This window comes from Janthinobacterium svalbardense, assembly GCF_002327145.1.
Classification (GTDB): Bacteria; Pseudomonadota; Gammaproteobacteria; order Burkholderiales; family Burkholderiaceae_D; genus Janthinobacterium; species Janthinobacterium tructae.
In genome coordinates this window covers 4,303,707-4,319,835 of sequence record NZ_CP023422.1, presented here as the reverse complement: position 1 = coordinate 4,319,835, position 16,129 = coordinate 4,303,707, and the positions used below count along the sequence as shown (strand labels likewise).

Here is a 16,129-nt window from a genome sequence, read left to right as displayed (position 1 = left end):
ACTGGCCGCCGATTTGCATCGGGCCATGCTGGTTGCCAAGGTGCGCCAGGAAGCGGAAAAAGATTTACCCACCTTGACCAAGGCGGAACTGGCCGAACTGTTGTTCGAGCAAGTAGGCCTGAACAAGCGCGAAGCGAAAGATATGGTCGAGACCTTTTTCGACGAGATCCGCAATGCGCTCGAGCGTGGCGAGGCCGTCAAGCTGTCCGGTTTCGGCAATTTCCAGTTGCGCGACAAGCCGCAGCGGCCGGGCCGCAATCCGAAGACGGGCGAAGAGATTCCCATCACGGCACGCCGTGTCGTGACCTTTCATGCGAGCCAGAAGCTGAAAAGCATGGTCGAAGAGACCAGTCCGCTGGCACGTGCTGCCTGAGTGAGTGGCGATGAACGAGCGCATCAGTAAAACCGAGTTGATCGCCTTGCCGCCCATTCCGGCGAAACGCTATTTCACGATCGGCGAGGTGAGCGAGTTGTGCGGCGTCAAACCGCACGTACTGCGCTACTGGGAGCAGGAGTTTTCCCAGCTCAAGCCGGTCAAACGACGTGGCAACCGCCGTTATTATCAGCACCATGAGGTGCTGCTGATACGCCGGATCCGCGAATTGCTGTATGAACAGGGCTTTACCATCAGCGGCGCGCGCAACAAACTCGATAGCCGTGGCGCATCGCATGCCATCGTCGACGAGTTGCCTGTGCTGCCGGCCATGCCTGTCGTGCCGCAGGAAATACCGCTGGACCGCGTGTGGATACGCAATGAATTAATTGCGATTTTAAACTTGCTAAAATAAGATTTGTACCAATATAGGTCGGGTTGTCCGATACCGGCCGAGTAGTTTGCATGGGTTTGCCGCCCGCTGCCGGTAGTCTGCGGCGCGCCATATTTTGAATATAATGTTAATGTTGCGTTTTTGTTAGTGACGCTAAGCCGGAGCAGCGTGCAGGTTCCGGTAGTCTTTCCCAGGCCAGGAAAATTTAAGGGGAAACAATGATACGCGTTGCCATTTGTGATGATCACCAAATAGTACGAGCTGGATTCAAGCAGATTTTTTCGTCGTCAAGCGACTTCAATGTGGTGGCGGAAGCCGGTACGGGGCGCGAAGCGCTCGATATCGCCCGCCGCGAAATATGTGATGTATTGCTGCTCGATATCGCCATGCCCGATCAGAGCGGCATCGATACCTTGCGCACGATCCGCCAGGGCCAGCCGGAATTGCCCGTGCTGATACTCAGCGGCTATCCCGCGCAGCAATACGCGCTGAACCTGTTCAAGATGGGCGCGAATGGCTACCTGAACAAGGAATGCGAAGCCGATGAGCTGATGACCGCCGTGCGCACCGTGTTCCAGGGGCGCCGCTATGTCAGTTCCACCGTGGGCGAGTTGCTGGCGCAGTCGTTCGACCGCGACACGAATGCCGCCCTGCATACGGAATTGTCGGATCGCGAGTTCCAGGTCTTCCTGCGCCTGGCGCGTGGTGCGACCGTGTCCGATATCGGCGTGGCCTTGTCGCTGAGCATCAAGACGGTGAGTACTTACCGTACGCGCATCATGGAAAAAATGGGCTTGCAATCGAACAGCGACTTGACCTATTACGCAATGAAAAACAATTTGCTTGACTAGCGCTGCGGTGCGATCATGGAAACATGATCGCTCAGCCAGCTAGCCAGCACGACTTGTGCAGTGCAGCAGTCTGTAGCGAGGACTATAATTGGCCGGCGCCGGCGCTTTTTCTTGCGCCGAACCTTGCTAAGGATGCACATCAGGATGTATTTCACCGTTGAACCGGCCCCGAATCACCGCCTGCCCCTGTACAAGACGATCCTGTGCGTCACTTGCGCCTTGCTGCTTGTACTCAATGGTTTCAGCCTTTATCATAACTTGCAGTCGCTGAAGGGCACGAACGCCCTGCTCAGCCAGAGCGCCCGCGTGGCGGACCGCCTGCAGTATTTGAACGTGCTGGTGCTGGACGCGGAAAGCAGCTTGCGCGGCTATTTCATTTCCGGCTCCGAAACGTATCTGGGGCCGTCGAAGACGGCTGCCACCGAAATCGACAACGAATTCAACGAGCTGCAAACCTTGCTCGCGGGCAGTCCCACGCAGCTGAAAAACCTGCTCCAATTAAAGAGCTTGATCCGTCGCAAGATGTCGATGCTGCAAGAGTCGATCGAGGTCTACAAGCAGGGCGGGCTGGCTGAAATTGTCAATATCTCGCGCGTGACCGATGACCGCGCCACCATGGACGAAATCCGCCTGCAGGTGGTGATCATGACGCGCGAACAGAATGAAGCGCTGTCATCCGGCAGCGCCGCCTTCTATCATGAGTACCAGAAAGCCGTGCTGCTCGGTATCGGCATCAATGCCCTGGCCATCCTCGTGCTGATCATGTTTTACCAGCTGGTGCGGCGCAGCTTCCAGAACCGCGCGGCCGTCGAGTATGCCCTGCAAAATGCCAACGACACCCTGGAATCGACGGTCAGCAAGCGCACGGAGCAGTTATCCGTGCTGTCGCGCCATTTGATCAGCGTCAATGAAGTGGAGAAGGCGCGCCTGGCGCGTGAGCTGCACGATGAGCTGGGTGCCCATTTGACGTCGATCAGCATGGACCTGGGCGCCGTCACGCAGCAACTGGCGCACACGCAGCCGGAACTGGCCGCGCAATTGCGCCGCGCCAAGGCCACCCTGCTGGAAACGGTGGAACTGAAGCGCCGCATCGTCGAGGATTTGCGCCCCAGCTTGCTGGACAACCTGGGCCTGTGCGCCGCCATCGAAAGCTATTGCGAGGATTTTGCGCGCATGAGCTCGGTTCGCTGCGAAACGGACGTGGCCATCAATATCGACAACCGCGAAGCCACCCTGACGATTGCCCTGTTCCGTATCGTGCAGGAATCGCTGACGAATATCCTCAAATATGCGCGCGCCGGCATGGTCAGCGTGACCTTGAAACGCAATGAGCACGGCCTGGTGCTGCGCGTCATCGACGACGGCATCGGCATCACCGAAGATGCGCTGCAAAAACCCATGTCGCACGGCTTGCTGGGGATGCGCGAGCGCGCCTTGTTGCTGGGCGGCACCCTCACCGTGCGCCAGGGGCCGGAAGGCAAGGGGACTTGCGTGGAAGCCGTGATTCCGCTGCCGCTGACACCGGAGCCGGAAGAGCTCGACGAGGACGCCAGCGTTTAACTGTGCAGGGACGAAAAAATGGCCGGGCGTGCAGCCCGGCCATTTTTTTATCTATTCAGATCAGCAGCGTGATACGTCGCGCAGCAAGCGGTCGTATTCCGTCTTGGCCACCTTGTAGCACTCGCCCGCATAGCATTCCAGGCCGGCGCGGTCCAGCACCGTGATATTGCCGCGGCGATAGTGAATCAAGCCTTCATCTTGCAGCTTGCCGGCGGCGGCCGTGATGCTTTCGCGGCGTACGCCCAGCATGATGGAAATGAGCTCTTGCGTCACTTTCAGTTCGTTCGATGGCGAACGGTCCAGGCGGTCCAGCAGCCAGCGGCACAGTTTTTGCTCGATTGAGCTGTGGCGGCCGCCGACGGCGTTCTGCGCCATTTGTGCAAACAGGGCATTGGTGTAGCGCATCAGCAACTGGGGCAGGGCGCCGCCTTGATTGAAAGCGTTGCGCAAGCTTTGTGTTTTCAGGCGATAACCGTAGCCTGCGCTTTGCACGACGGCCGTGCACATGGCGCGCTCGCCTGCCAGCAGCGAGGCACCGGCCACGCCTTCATGGCCGACGACAGCGATTTCCGTCGTGGCGCCATCTTCCATCACGTACAGCAGTGAAATGATGGCGGTGGTGGGGAAATAGCTGTATTCCAGGCTGTTACCGTAGGCATACAGTTCCTTGCCGAAAGGCAGTTCCACCAGTTCCAAGTCTTCGAACAGCGATTCGAGCGCGGCGCGTGGCAGGGCGGCCAGCAATTCATTTTGTTGGGCACTGCTGAGGCTAACCCGCGACGCAAGCTTGATTTCCCGTCCAGCCGCCGGCATGGCGCGCGGCAGCAACTGGTTTTTCTGGACCGGGGTGATAAGTTGAGTATGGCTCATAGTATTCCTCACAGGCTTTTTACATCGGAGTGCGACTGCCGCGTTGCTGGTTGAAAATTGTGCCGCCTCCATCGGATAACGGTGTTTTTTTTCAACCGCGCGGTGTAGATCGCGATGTAGCTACTTTAAAAGCTTATGTAAGTGGCGAACATAAGATTAGCAGTCGCCACTTTGTAGTCTCTTCTGAGGCGAAATTGTAGTCCTTGTCCTACACGCACACTTTAGCCTAGCTAGCCTTGCGCCGTTCTGCGCGATTTTGTGATATGACGCGCGGCTTATTGGCGCTCCACAGGCCAGCCGGACGCACGCTGGGCAGGCCGTCGCGCATGCTCGTGGCACTCGCCAGGCGCGTGCCTGGCGCCGCGTGTTCGCCCAGGCGGAAGCGGCTGACGGCCTGCGTCAGCGCCTCGCCTTCCTGGTGCAGGCGCTGCGAACCGGCGCGCGCCTCGTCGACCAGGCCCGCGTTCTGCCGCGTCATGTCGTCGATTTGCGCCAGCGCCTGGTTGATGCGGGCGATCTCGCCATTCTGCTCGGCGCCGGCGCTGCTGATTCGCCCGATCACCACGGCCACCTGCTGAACCGCATCGACGACTTGCCGCATGGTGTTGCCGGCGGCATTGACGAGCTCGCCGCCCGCATCGACGGTGGCCACGGAATCGCCGATCAGGCGCTTGATTTCCAGCGCCGCTTCGTTCGAGCGCTGCGCCAGGCTGCGCACTTCGGAGGCGACGACGGCAAAGCCGCGTCCTTGTTCGCCCGCGCGCGCCGCTTCCACGGCCGCATTCAGGGCCAGGATATTCGTCTGGAAGGCGATGCCGTTGATGACGCCGATGATGTCGACGATCTTGTGCGAGCTGGCCTTGATCGAGGCCATGGTCTCGACCACGGCACCCACCGTTTGCCCGCCGCGCAGGGCCACGTCGGCCGCCGTCGCCACCAGCGTGCGTCCCTGTCCTACATGGGCTTCGTTGCGGCCCACGGTGGCCGTCAGCTCGCGCATCGAGTCCACCGTGGCGCCCAGCGCGTCCGCTTGCGTGGCCGTGTGGCCGGACAGGGCCGCATTGCCCTGGGCAATATCGGCGCCGGCCGCCGCGATGACGGCCGCGCCGCCGCGGATTTCCTGCACCAGGGTGGCCAGGCCGTGCGTCATGGCGCCGAAGTCGCGCACCAGGTCGCCGATTTCATCGTGCGCCTGCGAGGTGATGCGCTGCGACAGGTCGCCCGCCGCCGCCGCGCCGACGGCCACGCGCAATTGCGTCACGTCGCGCGCGAAGGCGGCATAGAAGCCCGCGCACAGGTAGGCGGCGGCCAGCAGCACCAGCAGCATGGCGGCCAGGATCAGGCCGCGGCGCGCCTCGTCGCGCGCGATGCGCTGCGCCAGCAAGCCGTCCAGCGCGCTGGCCGAGGCGCCGGACAGCGCGTGCAGGGCGTCGATGGCTTGCATGCCGGCCGCGTGGAATTGCGCGCCCGAGGTCTGGTCGTAGGAATTGGTCACTTCATTTTTCGTGCGCTCGAGGAAGGCCAGTGCCGTCGGCACGGCTTTCAGCGCCGGCTGCAGGCTGGCGCGCAAGGCTGGCTTGGCGGCGAGGATTTCGTCGAAGCGGGCCGGCAGGCGTTCCAGTTCGTGGCGCGCGATCAGGGCGTTGGCGTTGACGAGTTGATCTTCGTTCGCTTCGAACAGGCCCGTGTCGATGTAGGCGGCGCCGCGCCCGCCGATGTCGGACAGACCCTCGGCCAGGTCGGGCAGGGTGGCCGTGAAGACGGCGCTCAGGTGGTTGGCGCCCGCGTCGGGGTCGAGGCTCAGGTGCGAACGGTCGGCCACCAGCTGGCCCAGTTTGGCCGCCTGGCGCAGCAGCGCCGTGTGCGCCGCGTAGCTGTCGCGCGCGGCGAGGCCCGCCTGGGGGCCCAGCAGGGCTTGCCACTGCTGCGTCAGCTCGGCCGCCTGGGGCAGGCCGACGCCGGCCGGCAAGCGCGCAAGGGACGCCAGCGCGGCCGTGATGCGCGCATTGACGGCCGAGTTGTCCATGCCCGCCTTGCCGCTCAGGCGCAAGTGTTCCAGGCCGCGCCGTTGCTGCAGCAGCCGCGTGCCTTCCTGCAGCTGGCGCACATAGGCCACGCCCCGCTGCGCATCCTGCGCCTGCGCCAGCGACTTGCCCAGCTCGGAGATCAGCAGGGTGGTCGCCAGCGCCAGCGGCAGCAGGAAGACCAGGCAGACCAGCATGAATTTGGGCAGCAGGCGCAAGCGCTGCATGAGGCGGATGGCGGGGGTAAGGAGGATTTTCATCGGTTTTCCAGGGTAGGGTGACAACATTTCTGCAATGCAATGTTGCCTGCGGATTGTGACCCCTTGATGAAGTGGGCAATTTTGCTTTCCGCCCGAGTGAAGCAGTTCACACGGAAGTGCGATCCTTCTGTAAAATCGAGGGTTTTTTGCGAGGGCCATATTATGGTCACCAATATGGCCAACGAGAACGACATCACTACCCCCGATTCCAGCGACAATGCGGACAACGCCGCGGCGTCAGCCAGCAGCAAGGCGCCTGCCGTGATCGCGCGCGAAGTGGCGCGCCGCCGCACCTTCGGCATCATTTCCCACCCGGATGCGGGTAAGACCACGCTGACGGAAAAACTGCTGCTGTTCTCGGGCGCGATCCAGATGGCCGGTACCGTCAAGGCGCGTAAATCGGGCCGCCACGCGACGTCGGACTGGATGGAGATCGAGAAGCAGCGCGGCATTTCCGTCGCCTCCTCGGTGATGCAGTTCGAATTCCGCGGCCACGTCGTCAACCTGCTCGACACCCCGGGCCACCAGGACTTCTCGGAAGATACCTACCGCGTGCTGACGGCAGTCGACTCGGCGCTGATGGTCATCGATGCGGCCAAGGGCGTGGAAGCGCAGACGATCAAGCTGCTGGCTGTCTGCCGCATGCGCAATACGCCCATCGTCACCTTCATGAACAAGATGGACCGCGAGACGCGCGATCCGCTGGACCTGCTCGACGAACTCGAATCGGTGCTGAAGATCCAGTGCGCGCCCGTCACCTGGCCGATCGGCATGGGCAAGAACTTCCGCGGCGTGTATCACCTGCTGAACGACGAGATCATGCTGTTCAAGGCCGGTGAAGAAAAAGCCGACGGCGCCTTCGAAATTATCAAGGGCATCGACAACCCGCGCCTGCAGGAGATGTTCCCGCTCGAGATGGACCAGTTGCGCATGGAAGTGGAGCTGGTGCACGGCGCGTCGAACCCGTTCAACCTGGAAGAATTCCTCTCCGGCGTGCAGACGCCCGTGTTCTTCGGTTCGGCCATCAACAACTTCGGCGTGCGCGAGATTCTCTCGGCGCTGGTCGACTGGGCGCCGGCGCCGCGCGAGCGCGACGCGACCGTGCGCTCGGTGGCGCCGTCCGAGCAGCCGTTTACGGGCTTCGTCTTCAAGATCCAGGCGAACATGGACCCGGCGCACCGCGACCGCATCGCCTTTTTGCGCGTGTGCTCGGGACGTTTCGAGCGCGGCATGAAGGTCAAGCATTTGCGCCTGGGGCGCGAGATCAAGGTGTCGAACGTGGTGACCTTCATGGCTTCCTCGCGCGAACAGGTGGAAGAAGCGTACGCGGGCGACATCATCGGCTTGCCGAACCACGGCAACATGCAGATCGGCGACAGTTTTTCCGAAGGCGAGATGCTGACCTTTACCGGCATTCCCTACTTCGCACCAGACTTCTTCCGCTCCGTGCGCATCCGTAATCCCTTGAAGATCAAGCAGTTGCACAAGGGCTTGCAGCAGCTGGGCGAAGAGGGCGCGGTGCAGGTCTTCAAGCCGGTGCAGGGCGGCGAACTGGTACTGGGCGCCGTCGGCGTGCTGCAGTTCGAGGTGGTGGCGAGCCGCTTGCTCAACGAGTATGGCGTCGACGCCGTGTTCGAAGGCACCAGCATCAGCAGCGCGCGCTGGGTCAGCTGCGACGACAAGCGCATCCTGCAGGACTTCGAAAACGCGCTGGGCCACAACGTGGCCTACGATGCGGCCGGCAACATGGCTTATCTGGCCACGTCGGGCGTGAACCTGCGCCTGACGGAAGAGCGCTGGCCGAAGCTGACGTTCCACGCGACGCGCGAGCATTCGGCCAAGCTGGCTTGATGTAGCGCTGGTGGTGTCGGATTAGGCCAACGGCCGTAATCCGACACCATCGTTGGCGCAATTCAAGCCGGCAAGATCGTGCGCGTACTCCAGTCGCGCCGCTCCAGCAGCAATGCCGTCAACTGCGCCGCCGTCATCGGGCGCGCAAAGAAAAAGCCCTGCACGTTGTCGCAGCCGGCTTTTCTTAAAAACTCCACCTGCTGCAGCGTTTCCACGCCTTCGGCCACCACTTTCAGATGCAGGCTGTGCGCCATGGCGATGATGGCCGTGACGATGGCTTCGCCTTCGCCGGGCAGGTCGTGCACGAAGCTGCGGTCGATTTTCAATTGATCGATCGGCAGGCGCTTCAGGTACGACATCGAGGAATAGCCGGTGCCGAAATCGTCGATCGACAGGTGGATGCCCGTGTCCTGCAGGCGCCGCATCAGTTCCACGTTGGCGTGGATATTGTCCATCAATACCCCTTCCGTGATTTCCAGCTCCAGCAAGCCATGCGGCAGCTGCGTCTCGTGCAGGATGGCGCGGATATCGTCCATCAATCCCGGGTCGCGCGCCTGGCAGGCCGACAGGTTGACGGCCACGTGTTCGAGCGAATCGAGCAGGCCGGCCTTGCACCAGCTGGCCGCCTGGCGGCAGGCGCTTTGCAGCACCCAGCGTCCCAGCTCGACGATGATGCCGCTTTCCTCGGCCACGGGGATGAATTCGCTGGGGCTGAGCTGCCCCATCTCGCGGCAGTTCCAGCGTATCAGCGCTTCCACGCCGACGATGCGCCCGCTGCGCAAGTCGATCTGCGGCTGGTAGTGCAGATACAGTTCCTCGTTTTGCAGGGCGCGGCGCAGGTTCGCTTCCATGCGCAGGCGGCGCTGGGCGCGCAATTCCATTTCGGCCTTGAACACGGCATAGCGGTTCTTGCCCTGGTGCTTGGCGTGGTACATGGCCGTGTCGGCATTGCGCGTCAGGGTGGCCACGTCCTGCGCATCGAACGGATACAGGCTCACGCCGATGCTGGCGCTGACATACAGCTGGTGGCCTTCCAGCGCGAACGGCGCGGCCAGCACGGTGAGGATCTTGCGCGCCACGCTGGCCATTTCCGAGGCGTCGTCGGCAGGTTCGACGATGACGACGAATTCGTCGCCGCCGATGCGGCAGATGATGTCGGTGCCGCGCAGGATCTCCACCAGGCGCTCGGCGACGAGTTTGAGCAGCTGGTCGCCGCAGTGGTGGCCCAGCGTGTCGTTGACCACCTTGAAGTTGTCCAGGTCCAGCAGCAGCAGTCCCACGCTGCTGTCCTGGCGGTCGGCACGCGCCAGCGCGTAGGCCAGGGCGCCGTTGAATTCATGGCGGTTCGGCAGTTGCGTGACTGGGTCGACGTGGGCCAGGTAGTGCAAATGGCTTTCCGCATGCTGGGCGGCGGTGCGCGTGCGGCGCACCATCAGGACCGTCAGGCTGAACGCACACAGGCAGACCAGCAGGGTGAAGGCGGCAAATTGCGCCAGGCTGCCGAACAGCGGCGCCAGGCTGGCGCGCAGATACAGTGCGCCGCCGCCGGGCAGGTTTTGCAGGAGGGCGGCGCTGCCGTCCAGGTAATCGATTTGCTGACCGTTGCGCGGCGCCGTGGGCACGGTATCGCTGGCGCTGCGCGCGTAGCGGGCGAATGGCGTGCCATACGGACTGTAGAGCAGTGCTTGCCGCACATGCGGGGCGGCGGCGAGGGGAGCGAGCACCTGTTGCGCCGCAAGGCGATCATCGTGGCGCATGGCCTGGGCAGCGGCTGGCGCCAGCATGTCGGCCTGGATGCGCAGGTCGCGCTGGAGCGATGCCTGGAGGGAAAACAACTGGAAGAGGATCAGCAGCAGGCTCGCCGTGGCCAGCATGGCCGCTGCGGCCAGCAGGTTCAGCCTGGCTATCCGGTCACCGCGCAACTGCACCGAGGGCAGCATCAATGGCACCATCATGACGCATTCTCCTGCCGGCCACGCTTGCCGCCGCCCCGTGTGATCCTGCCTCGCCCTGCCATACTTGTCGTTCCAGTCTGATGAAAACCGAAGTGAGCCGGAACTCTCAACGTGTTGTTAAGGCCGATATATTGTCATTTCGCAGCGTGAAAGTACAGGGCACGCGGCAATTTAGTCGCGATGCCGCAGGCCGGTAGCCGCATGCAAGGCGACAAATCAGGCGGAAAAGGCGGGGCGTGTCTTTCTAATAATAATGTAATCTGAATTTTAATCCTTTTTTTAGCGGCTGGTTTTTTTCCCTAAAAACATGCTGCAGGCAAACAAAATGTCATGCAGAGTAACTTGAATGCCTGCAGCCGTCACGGCAGGGATTAACTTTTTGTCCGTATCGGCCATTGCAAGTCATTGATTTTAATAAATTTTAATGAAGAATGCGAGAATGCTATGGCCTTGCTCCGCGAGTTCGTCCATAATCCGCTGATGATGGACGTTCTGATGCTGTTTATTTTGTCTGCTGCGGCCAAGTAAACTGCCGCCAGCAAAACCGGACGTCGCCCTAATGATCAATAGTGAGGATATCTTGGAAAAAAAACCAAAAATTATTTTGTCGTCACAAGACCTGGAACGACTGGAAGCGTTGTTGTATGCCTTGGGAAATAACTTGTCGCCGGACAAGGCCGCCTTGCTCGATGAGCTGGGCCGTGCCGAGGTGCTTGAGCCGCAAGAAATACCGCCCACCGTTGTGACGATGAATTCCACCGTGCGCTTCACGGTGGAAAACAAGGAGGAATTCTGCCTGACGCTCGTGTATCCGAAGGATGTGGACGGCCAGGCCGACCGCATTTCCGTGCTGGCGCCAGTCGGCAGCGCGCTGCTGGGCTTGTCTGTGGGCGACAGCATCGCCTGGCCCATGCCTGGTGGCGTGGTGAAGGTGAAGATCGAGGAAATCGTGTATCAGCCTGAACGGGCCGGCGAATACCACCGTTAAGTGTTGATGGCGGACGGCGCCTGCCGTTCGCCTGCCAGGCCGTGCCGGGACCGGAGTTAACTGTTTCTCTGCACGCGCACCACCAGCCATCCCGCCACGACGGTAAACGTGACGATGATGGCAACGATGATCCAGAAGCCCTGCGGGTGCTGGGCCAGCGGAATTCCCCCCACATTCATGCCCAGCATGCCGGCGATGATATTGATCGGCAAGGCCAGCACGGTGACGATGGTCAGCACGAACAGGCTGCGGCTGTTTTCCTCGTTGACCCTGGCGGCAATCTCTTCCTGCAGCAGCTTGATGCGTTCCTGCAAGGACGACATATCGCTGAGCACCACGGAAAATTCTTCCGTCGACTGGCGCAATTCCAGACTGTCCAGCTCCGACACCCATGAAGGCGGGCGTTGCAGCAGGCGGAACAGGGCTGCCGGTTCCGGCGCCAGCAGGCGCTGCAGCCGCACCAGCACGCGCCGCATGGCGCCCAGGTCTTCGCGCTTGGGCACCAGGCGCCCGGCCAGCAAGTGGTCTTCGATATCGTCGACCCGCGCCACGGCATCGCGCACGATGTTGACCAGCACGTCGGCCTGGTCGCGCAGCAAATGGATCAGCAATTCCACCGACGAGCGGATCGGCTCGTGGTTCTTGATGACGGCCTGGCGCAAGCGCTCGATCGACTGCAGCGGCGCGCGGCGCGCCGTGATGACGAGGTCTTGCGCCACGCTGGCCCACATGGTGGAAATGTCGGACGCTTCGAACGAGAAATTGTGCACCACGTCGTTGACCACGGCGATCAGGGTGTTTTCCGCCTGTTCGATGCGCGTCGAGCGGGAACCCTGGTGCAGCGTCTCATAGAATTCGTCGGCCAGCTGCGTATGCGTCATCAGCCATTTTTCGCTGGCCGCGTGCGATAAATTGAAATGCAGCCAGACGAATTCCTGCGCCGGCCTGGCCGCGCCATCGGCCAGCCAGACCAGCGCCGCCGCCGAGTCGAGCGCCAGCGGTTGCGCCTCGCGGCCAAACAGGAAGCCCCAGACCAGGCCAGAGGTGTCCGAGCCGTAGGTAAAACCGGCAGTTTCCATCGCCATCGTGAATCTTTCTCGCGCAGTGTGATTGATCGTCGCGCGATGTTAATACACGGATGTGTCCGGAAAATGACAAGGCCACCGCGATGGGTGGCCTTGGTGGGTACTACAACTGCATTTTAGTCGCGGCGCGGATTGTCGGGGCGCCGGTCGTCGCGGTTGGGGATGCCATCGCCGTCGCGGTCGTGGCGGTTGCCATTGTCGCGGTCATAGCGATTGGGGATGCCGTCGCGGTCGCGGTCGCCGTTCGGGCCGCGTGGCGACCAGCGGCCTTGCTCCATCTGCCAGCGGCCATCGCGCTGGTTCCAGGCGGGTGGCGCATACGCATAGCCGGGGCGTTCGGCGATCCACACGCCGGGTGTCCAGGCGTAGCGCTGGCTGCGCCATTCCCAGTGGCCGGGCGCCCAGGTGTAGCCGTGGCGGGCGCGCGGGATGGCTTCGCGGCGCGGTGGCGGCGGGGCGATGCGGATGTCGTCATAGCGCACGGGCTGCACTTGCGCGGCGACCCAGCCGCCACGGTCCAGGCGCCAACGGTTGTTCTCTTGTATCCAGGCGGCGCGGCGGTACTGGTTGCCGCCGCGTTCGCGCAGCCATTCGCCGCCGCTCCAGACATGGCGCTGGCCGTCCCAGTTCCAGTAGCCCGGTGCCCAGACATAGCCGGCGCGTGGTGCGGGGGCGCTTTCAAAGCGTGGTGGAGGCGGGGCGTTGCCGACGACTATGCTCACGCCGAGCTGATTCTGTGCCATCGCCTGCGCCGGCAAAAAAGCCGCGGTGCTGATGGCAAGCATGGCTGCTGCGTAGAGTGCGATGGGTTTCATGGTGTGCTCCATTTCGGTGATTGCGTGAAATGGACTATAGGCGTTTGCTGGCGGTTTTTCGCCTTTGATTCAACTTATTACAATTGACACAATGCTGTGTGTCCGTGTATCCGTGGCGGATACAAATGGCGGCCTGGCGCGTGGCTATTTACGCTGCGCCAGGCGGCATACAGTCAGCATGGATGGCTCACAAGGTGCTGGCGGTGGCGTTGCCCAGCAAGGCTTGCCGTTCCTCGATCAGCGAGATTTTCTTTTCCTGTTCCGTCAGGCGCTTGGCGCTGACCACCACGACGGGGATGGCGCTCGCTTGCGCCACAGCGGCGGTCCTGGCTGCTGATGGCTGCATGAAGCTGACATAGCTGGCGCCGCAAGCGATGGCGATGGCGACGGTGAAGATGGCTTCCATGTTTTTCAAAGTTTTCATGATGGTTCCTTTCGGGTGGCGGGTGGGTATGCATGCACTGTAGCCAAGGGCGCGCCAGCGCGCCATGCAGATGCGACCAGCCGTGGTTTTGGCGGGATGGCCTGCAAAAAAACGGCGCTGAAATGCCTGCGCCAGGGCTGGCGGGCGACCGCTTGAATTGAGGCCTAATTAGCCCTGTATCCGTGCATATGAATGCAATTGCTCTATGGCATTATTTGACACTGCACAGTGTTGTGCGCCTGTTGTGCGCCGTGTTCTGCACACGCGGCGCGCGGCAGGTGCTGCGAGCTGTCCTGCTAGAATCGGCATGGCAGCCGTGTTGCGCACACTTGCGCACACAATCATTCTCATCAGGAGTCACACATGTTCCAATTGTTTGGTTTTGGCGGCGCCCGCTGCCCGCGCTGCGAGCACAAGAACGGCGCTGCCGCCGGCTATTGCGCGCAATGCGGCTTGTCGCTGGGCGCCCCCGACAGCGACGCGGTGCTGCATGCCAACCAATGGCATCTTGCTGATGGGCAACTGGCCCTGTTCTTTGGCGTGCGCGAGCTGTCCTCGCTGTTCGGCAGCGCGGCGCGCCTCCTGCAGGTGCCCGCCGAGTCACGCGCCTGGATCGTGCAATCGGACGCTTTCACCTTGATACCGGCCGGCGACTACGACAGCGCCGCCTTCTTTGCGCGCCTGCCCGCGCTGCTGCCGGCGCGCCCGGCCGAAGTGCTGATCGCGCGCGCCGACGCCATGCATCTCGAATTCGACCTGCCCGGCCTGGCCAGCACGGAACTGCTCAACGTCGCCGCGTCCTTGCGTATCGATATCGCGCTGGGCCAGCCCGATGCATTCGCGCGCCAGTTCATGCGCGCGCCCGGTGCCGTCACGCGCGCCCACCTGCACGCCTTGCTGCTGCCGTCCGTGCGCCAGATTGCGCTGGAATTCATCGGCAGCCGCGCGCTGCGCGAGATGGACGCGAATGCGGATCTGCGGCCGGAATTGAACGAACGCCTGCAATCGGCCCTGACCCAGCGCCTGGCGCCATCCGGCCTGGCCGTGGCGCGCGTGGAGACGCTGGCGCTACGCCATGACAAGCGCGACGGCAACGCCGACGCCGCCATCGGCACCCTGTGGCTGGGCGGCTTGCCGGCGCAGGAACTGGAGCAGCACAGCCTGGAACGCATGAAACAGCTCGACCAGCTGTATGACGAGGAAGAGTGGCAGCGCATCCGCCGCGAAGAACTGGCGGCGCGCCACGCGCACCGGCGCGCCGAACTGCGGCAGGATGCGACGCTGGAAAAAGCGGAGCTGGGCCACCAGGAAGCGGAGCGCCTGCAGGCGCTGCGCGGACGCCAGATCGACCTGTATGGCCGCATCCTGGAAGCGAAATCGCGGCGCCAGGCGCTCGACCACGGCGCCGCGCTGGCGCTGGGCGAGCTGGAACAGGAACTGGCGCAGAAGGGTGCACAGCGCGCCGATGAAACGGCCAACTGGGAACACGTGCGCGCGCTGGCCGCCATCAAGATGCGCAGCGAGCTGGAACTGTCGCAGCTGCATGGGCGTGAACAGATCCAGCTGGCGCAGCAGCGCTTTACGCATCAGGTGCACTTGCAGTCGATTGCGCAGCAGATCGAAAGCGCGTTGCTGATCGACGACGAGACGGGCCGCCGCACCCAGCTGGCGCGCCTGCGCCAGGCGCAAGCGGATGCGGCCCAGCGCGAGGCGCAGCTGGAGGCGGAGCAGCACCAGGCCGCCTGGCAGGGCCTGATGCTGGCGAATGCGGCGCGCAAGCGCGAAGCGGAGCGGGTGCAGGAGTGGGAAGACCAGATGCAGCTGGCGCGCCGGCGCGAATTGCTGCGCGCCGAGGCGCACAAGGATGAAGCGGCGCAGGTGCAGGCGGCGGAAATCGCGGAAAAAGTGGCGGCGCTGCGGCGCGGCGGCGCGCGCGAAGACGCCATCGCGCAGCAGGAAAAGCTGTTGCGCACCATCGAGGCCGACGGCGTGCACGCGCGCCAGCTGCAGCAGCAAACGCAGCTGGCGCAGCTCGACGCGCTGGCCATCGAGGAACAGCGCCAGCAGCTGCGCCAGCTGGAACAGGAAGCGCAATGGCAGCGCGATTTGCTGGCCATGGCGCAGCAGCGCGAAAGCGATTACGCGCGCTGGAAAGGCGAATACGAAGCCTTGCTGGCGCAGCAGGCGCATGCGGCAGAACTGGCGCGCATCGATATCGACCGCATCGAGAAAATCGGCAGCTTGAGCGACACGGGCAAGCTGGCCATGGCCGCCGGGCAGAACGCGGCCGCGCTGGCGCAAGTGCTGAAAACGCAGCTGCAGGCGGGCATGAGCGCCGAGCAGATTCACGCGCTGGCGGCGCTGGCGGCGGCCGAGAACAGCGTCGCGCCGCTGGACGCCATGCGCATGGCACAGGACAGCGTGGCGCAGGAGCGCAGCTACCTGGAAGGCCAGGCGGAACGCGAACGGCGCCAGCAGCTCGACCTGATCAACCTGCAGAACGCGGCGCATGCGCATGGCCTGTCGGCGCAGGCGCAGCTGGGCGTGGCCGTGGCGCAGGCGCTGCAGCCAGGTGCGGCCAGCGCGGCGTCGCTGCGCTGCAAGAACGGCCACGTGCAGCGCGCTGGCCATCCGGAAGATAAATTCTGCGCCGCCTGTGGCGTCGCCCTGCAGCCTTGA

13 protein-coding genes are annotated in these 16,129 nt (G+C 63.0%); 7 read left to right on the top strand and 6 right to left on the bottom strand.

The features are described 5' to 3' along the window. The first annotated feature begins 25 nt into the window (after nt 1–25). From CNX70_RS18990 to CNX70_RS18975, 4 genes are all read left to right on the top strand, one after another. The gene (locus CNX70_RS18990) at nt 26–373 is read left to right on the top strand and encodes an integration host factor subunit alpha (RefSeq protein ID WP_010399205.1); all 348 of its coding nucleotides are present in this window, start codon (nt 26–28) and stop codon (nt 371–373) included. A gap of 10 nt (nt 374–383) precedes the next feature. Next, complete coding sequence (locus tag CNX70_RS18985) at nt 384–788, top strand: MerR family transcriptional regulator (RefSeq protein ID WP_096236130.1); 405 nt, start codon at nt 384–386, stop codon at nt 786–788. Nucleotides 789–985: 197 nt separating this feature from the next. Continuing rightward, nucleotides 986–1,618 (top strand): response regulator, encoded by a 633-nt coding sequence (locus CNX70_RS18980; protein WP_096236128.1) that lies wholly within the window; start codon nt 986–988, stop codon nt 1,616–1,618. A 144-nt stretch (nt 1,619–1,762) separates the two neighbouring features. Next, nucleotides 1,763–3,178, top strand: a complete 1,416-nt coding sequence (locus CNX70_RS18975) for a sensor histidine kinase (RefSeq protein ID WP_096236126.1) — start codon at nt 1,763–1,765, stop codon at nt 3,176–3,178. 60 nt (nt 3,179–3,238) lie between these two features. Here the strand turns inward: CNX70_RS18975 and CNX70_RS18970 are convergent, their stop codons facing one another. Together CNX70_RS18970 and CNX70_RS18965 are read right to left on the bottom strand one after the other, a co-directional pair. Then, the gene (locus CNX70_RS18970; protein ID WP_096236124.1) at nt 3,239–4,048 is read right to left on the bottom strand and encodes a Crp/Fnr family transcriptional regulator; all 810 of its coding nucleotides are present in this window, start codon (nt 4,046–4,048) and stop codon (nt 3,239–3,241) included. Nucleotides 4,049–4,274: 226 nt separating this feature from the next. Then, nucleotides 4,275–6,332 carry a methyl-accepting chemotaxis protein gene (locus CNX70_RS18965; RefSeq protein ID WP_096236122.1) on the bottom strand — a complete coding sequence of 686 codons (2,058 nt, stop codon included), beginning with the start codon at nt 6,330–6,332 and terminating at the stop codon, nt 4,275–4,277. A gap of 162 nt (nt 6,333–6,494) precedes the next feature. Here CNX70_RS18965 and CNX70_RS18960 point away from each other — a divergent pair, with 162 nt between their 5' ends. Then, nucleotides 6,495–8,183: a peptide chain release factor 3 gene (locus tag CNX70_RS18960; RefSeq protein ID WP_373629862.1), complete on the top strand. Its 1,689-nt coding sequence runs from the start codon at nt 6,495–6,497 to the stop codon at nt 8,181–8,183. 62 nt (nt 8,184–8,245) lie between these two features. Here CNX70_RS18960 and CNX70_RS18955 read toward each other — a convergent pair whose 3' ends face one another. Next, nucleotides 8,246–10,138 (bottom strand): putative bifunctional diguanylate cyclase/phosphodiesterase, encoded by a 1,893-nt coding sequence (locus tag CNX70_RS18955; RefSeq protein ID WP_096236120.1) that lies wholly within the window; start codon nt 10,136–10,138, stop codon nt 8,246–8,248. Between the two features lie 580 nt (nt 10,139–10,718). On the opposite strand from CNX70_RS18955, the gene rnk reads away from it, so the two are divergent. After that, nucleotides 10,719–11,126: a nucleoside diphosphate kinase regulator gene (gene rnk / locus CNX70_RS18950; protein WP_167389686.1), complete on the top strand. Its 408-nt coding sequence runs from the start codon at nt 10,719–10,721 to the stop codon at nt 11,124–11,126. A 56-nt stretch (nt 11,127–11,182) separates the two neighbouring features. Here rnk and CNX70_RS18945 read toward each other — a convergent pair whose 3' ends face one another. The 3 genes from CNX70_RS18945 to CNX70_RS18935 all read right to left on the bottom strand — a co-directional run bounded on the left by CNX70_RS18945 (nt 11,183) and on the right by CNX70_RS18935 (nt 13,450). After that, nucleotides 11,183–12,211 (bottom strand): transporter, encoded by a 1,029-nt coding sequence (locus CNX70_RS18945; protein ID WP_208624444.1) that lies wholly within the window; start codon nt 12,209–12,211, stop codon nt 11,183–11,185. Between the two features lie 116 nt (nt 12,212–12,327). Continuing rightward, the gene (locus CNX70_RS28985) at nt 12,328–13,026 is read right to left on the bottom strand and encodes a YXWGXW repeat-containing protein (protein WP_244198865.1); all 699 of its coding nucleotides are present in this window, start codon (nt 13,024–13,026) and stop codon (nt 12,328–12,330) included. Between the two features lie 187 nt (nt 13,027–13,213). Beyond that, complete coding sequence (locus CNX70_RS18935; RefSeq protein WP_096236116.1) at nt 13,214–13,450, bottom strand: hypothetical protein; 237 nt, start codon at nt 13,448–13,450, stop codon at nt 13,214–13,216. Between the two features lie 363 nt (nt 13,451–13,813). On the opposite strand from CNX70_RS18935, the gene CNX70_RS18930 reads away from it, so the two are divergent. Next, complete coding sequence (locus CNX70_RS18930) at nt 13,814–16,129, top strand: coiled-coil domain-containing protein (RefSeq protein ID WP_096236114.1); 2,316 nt, start codon at nt 13,814–13,816, stop codon at nt 16,127–16,129.

Coding starts and splice junctions, on each gene's coding strand:
- CNX70_RS18970 (WP_096236124.1), bottom strand. CDS start 4,048: ATGAGCCATACTCAACTTATCACCCCGGTCCAGAAAAACCAGTTGCTG.
- CNX70_RS18975 (WP_096236126.1), top strand. CDS start 1,763: ATGTATTTCACCGTTGAACCGGCCCCGAATCACCGCCTGCCCCTGTAC.
- CNX70_RS18965 (WP_096236122.1), bottom strand. CDS start 6,332: ATGAAAATCCTCCTTACCCCCGCCATCCGCCTCATGCAGCGCTTGCGC.
- CNX70_RS28985 (WP_244198865.1), bottom strand. CDS start 13,026: ATGAAACCCATCGCACTCTACGCAGCAGCCATGCTTGCCATCAGCACC.
- CNX70_RS18945 (WP_208624444.1), bottom strand. CDS start 12,211: ATGGCGATGGAAACTGCCGGTTTTACCTACGGCTCGGACACCTCTGGC.
- CNX70_RS18935 (WP_096236116.1), bottom strand. CDS start 13,450: ATGAAAACTTTGAAAAACATGGAAGCCATCTTCACCGTCGCCATCGCC.
- CNX70_RS18980 (WP_096236128.1), top strand. CDS start 986: ATGATACGCGTTGCCATTTGTGATGATCACCAAATAGTACGAGCTGGA.
- CNX70_RS18960 (WP_373629862.1), top strand. CDS start 6,495: ATGGTCACCAATATGGCCAACGAGAACGACATCACTACCCCCGATTCC.
- CNX70_RS18990 (WP_010399205.1), top strand. CDS start 26: ATGCTGGTTGCCAAGGTGCGCCAGGAAGCGGAAAAAGATTTACCCACC.
- CNX70_RS18930 (WP_096236114.1), top strand. CDS start 13,814: ATGTTCCAATTGTTTGGTTTTGGCGGCGCCCGCTGCCCGCGCTGCGAG.
- CNX70_RS18985 (WP_096236130.1), top strand. CDS start 384: ATGAACGAGCGCATCAGTAAAACCGAGTTGATCGCCTTGCCGCCCATT.
- CNX70_RS18955 (WP_096236120.1), bottom strand. CDS start 10,138: ATGATGGTGCCATTGATGCTGCCCTCGGTGCAGTTGCGCGGTGACCGG.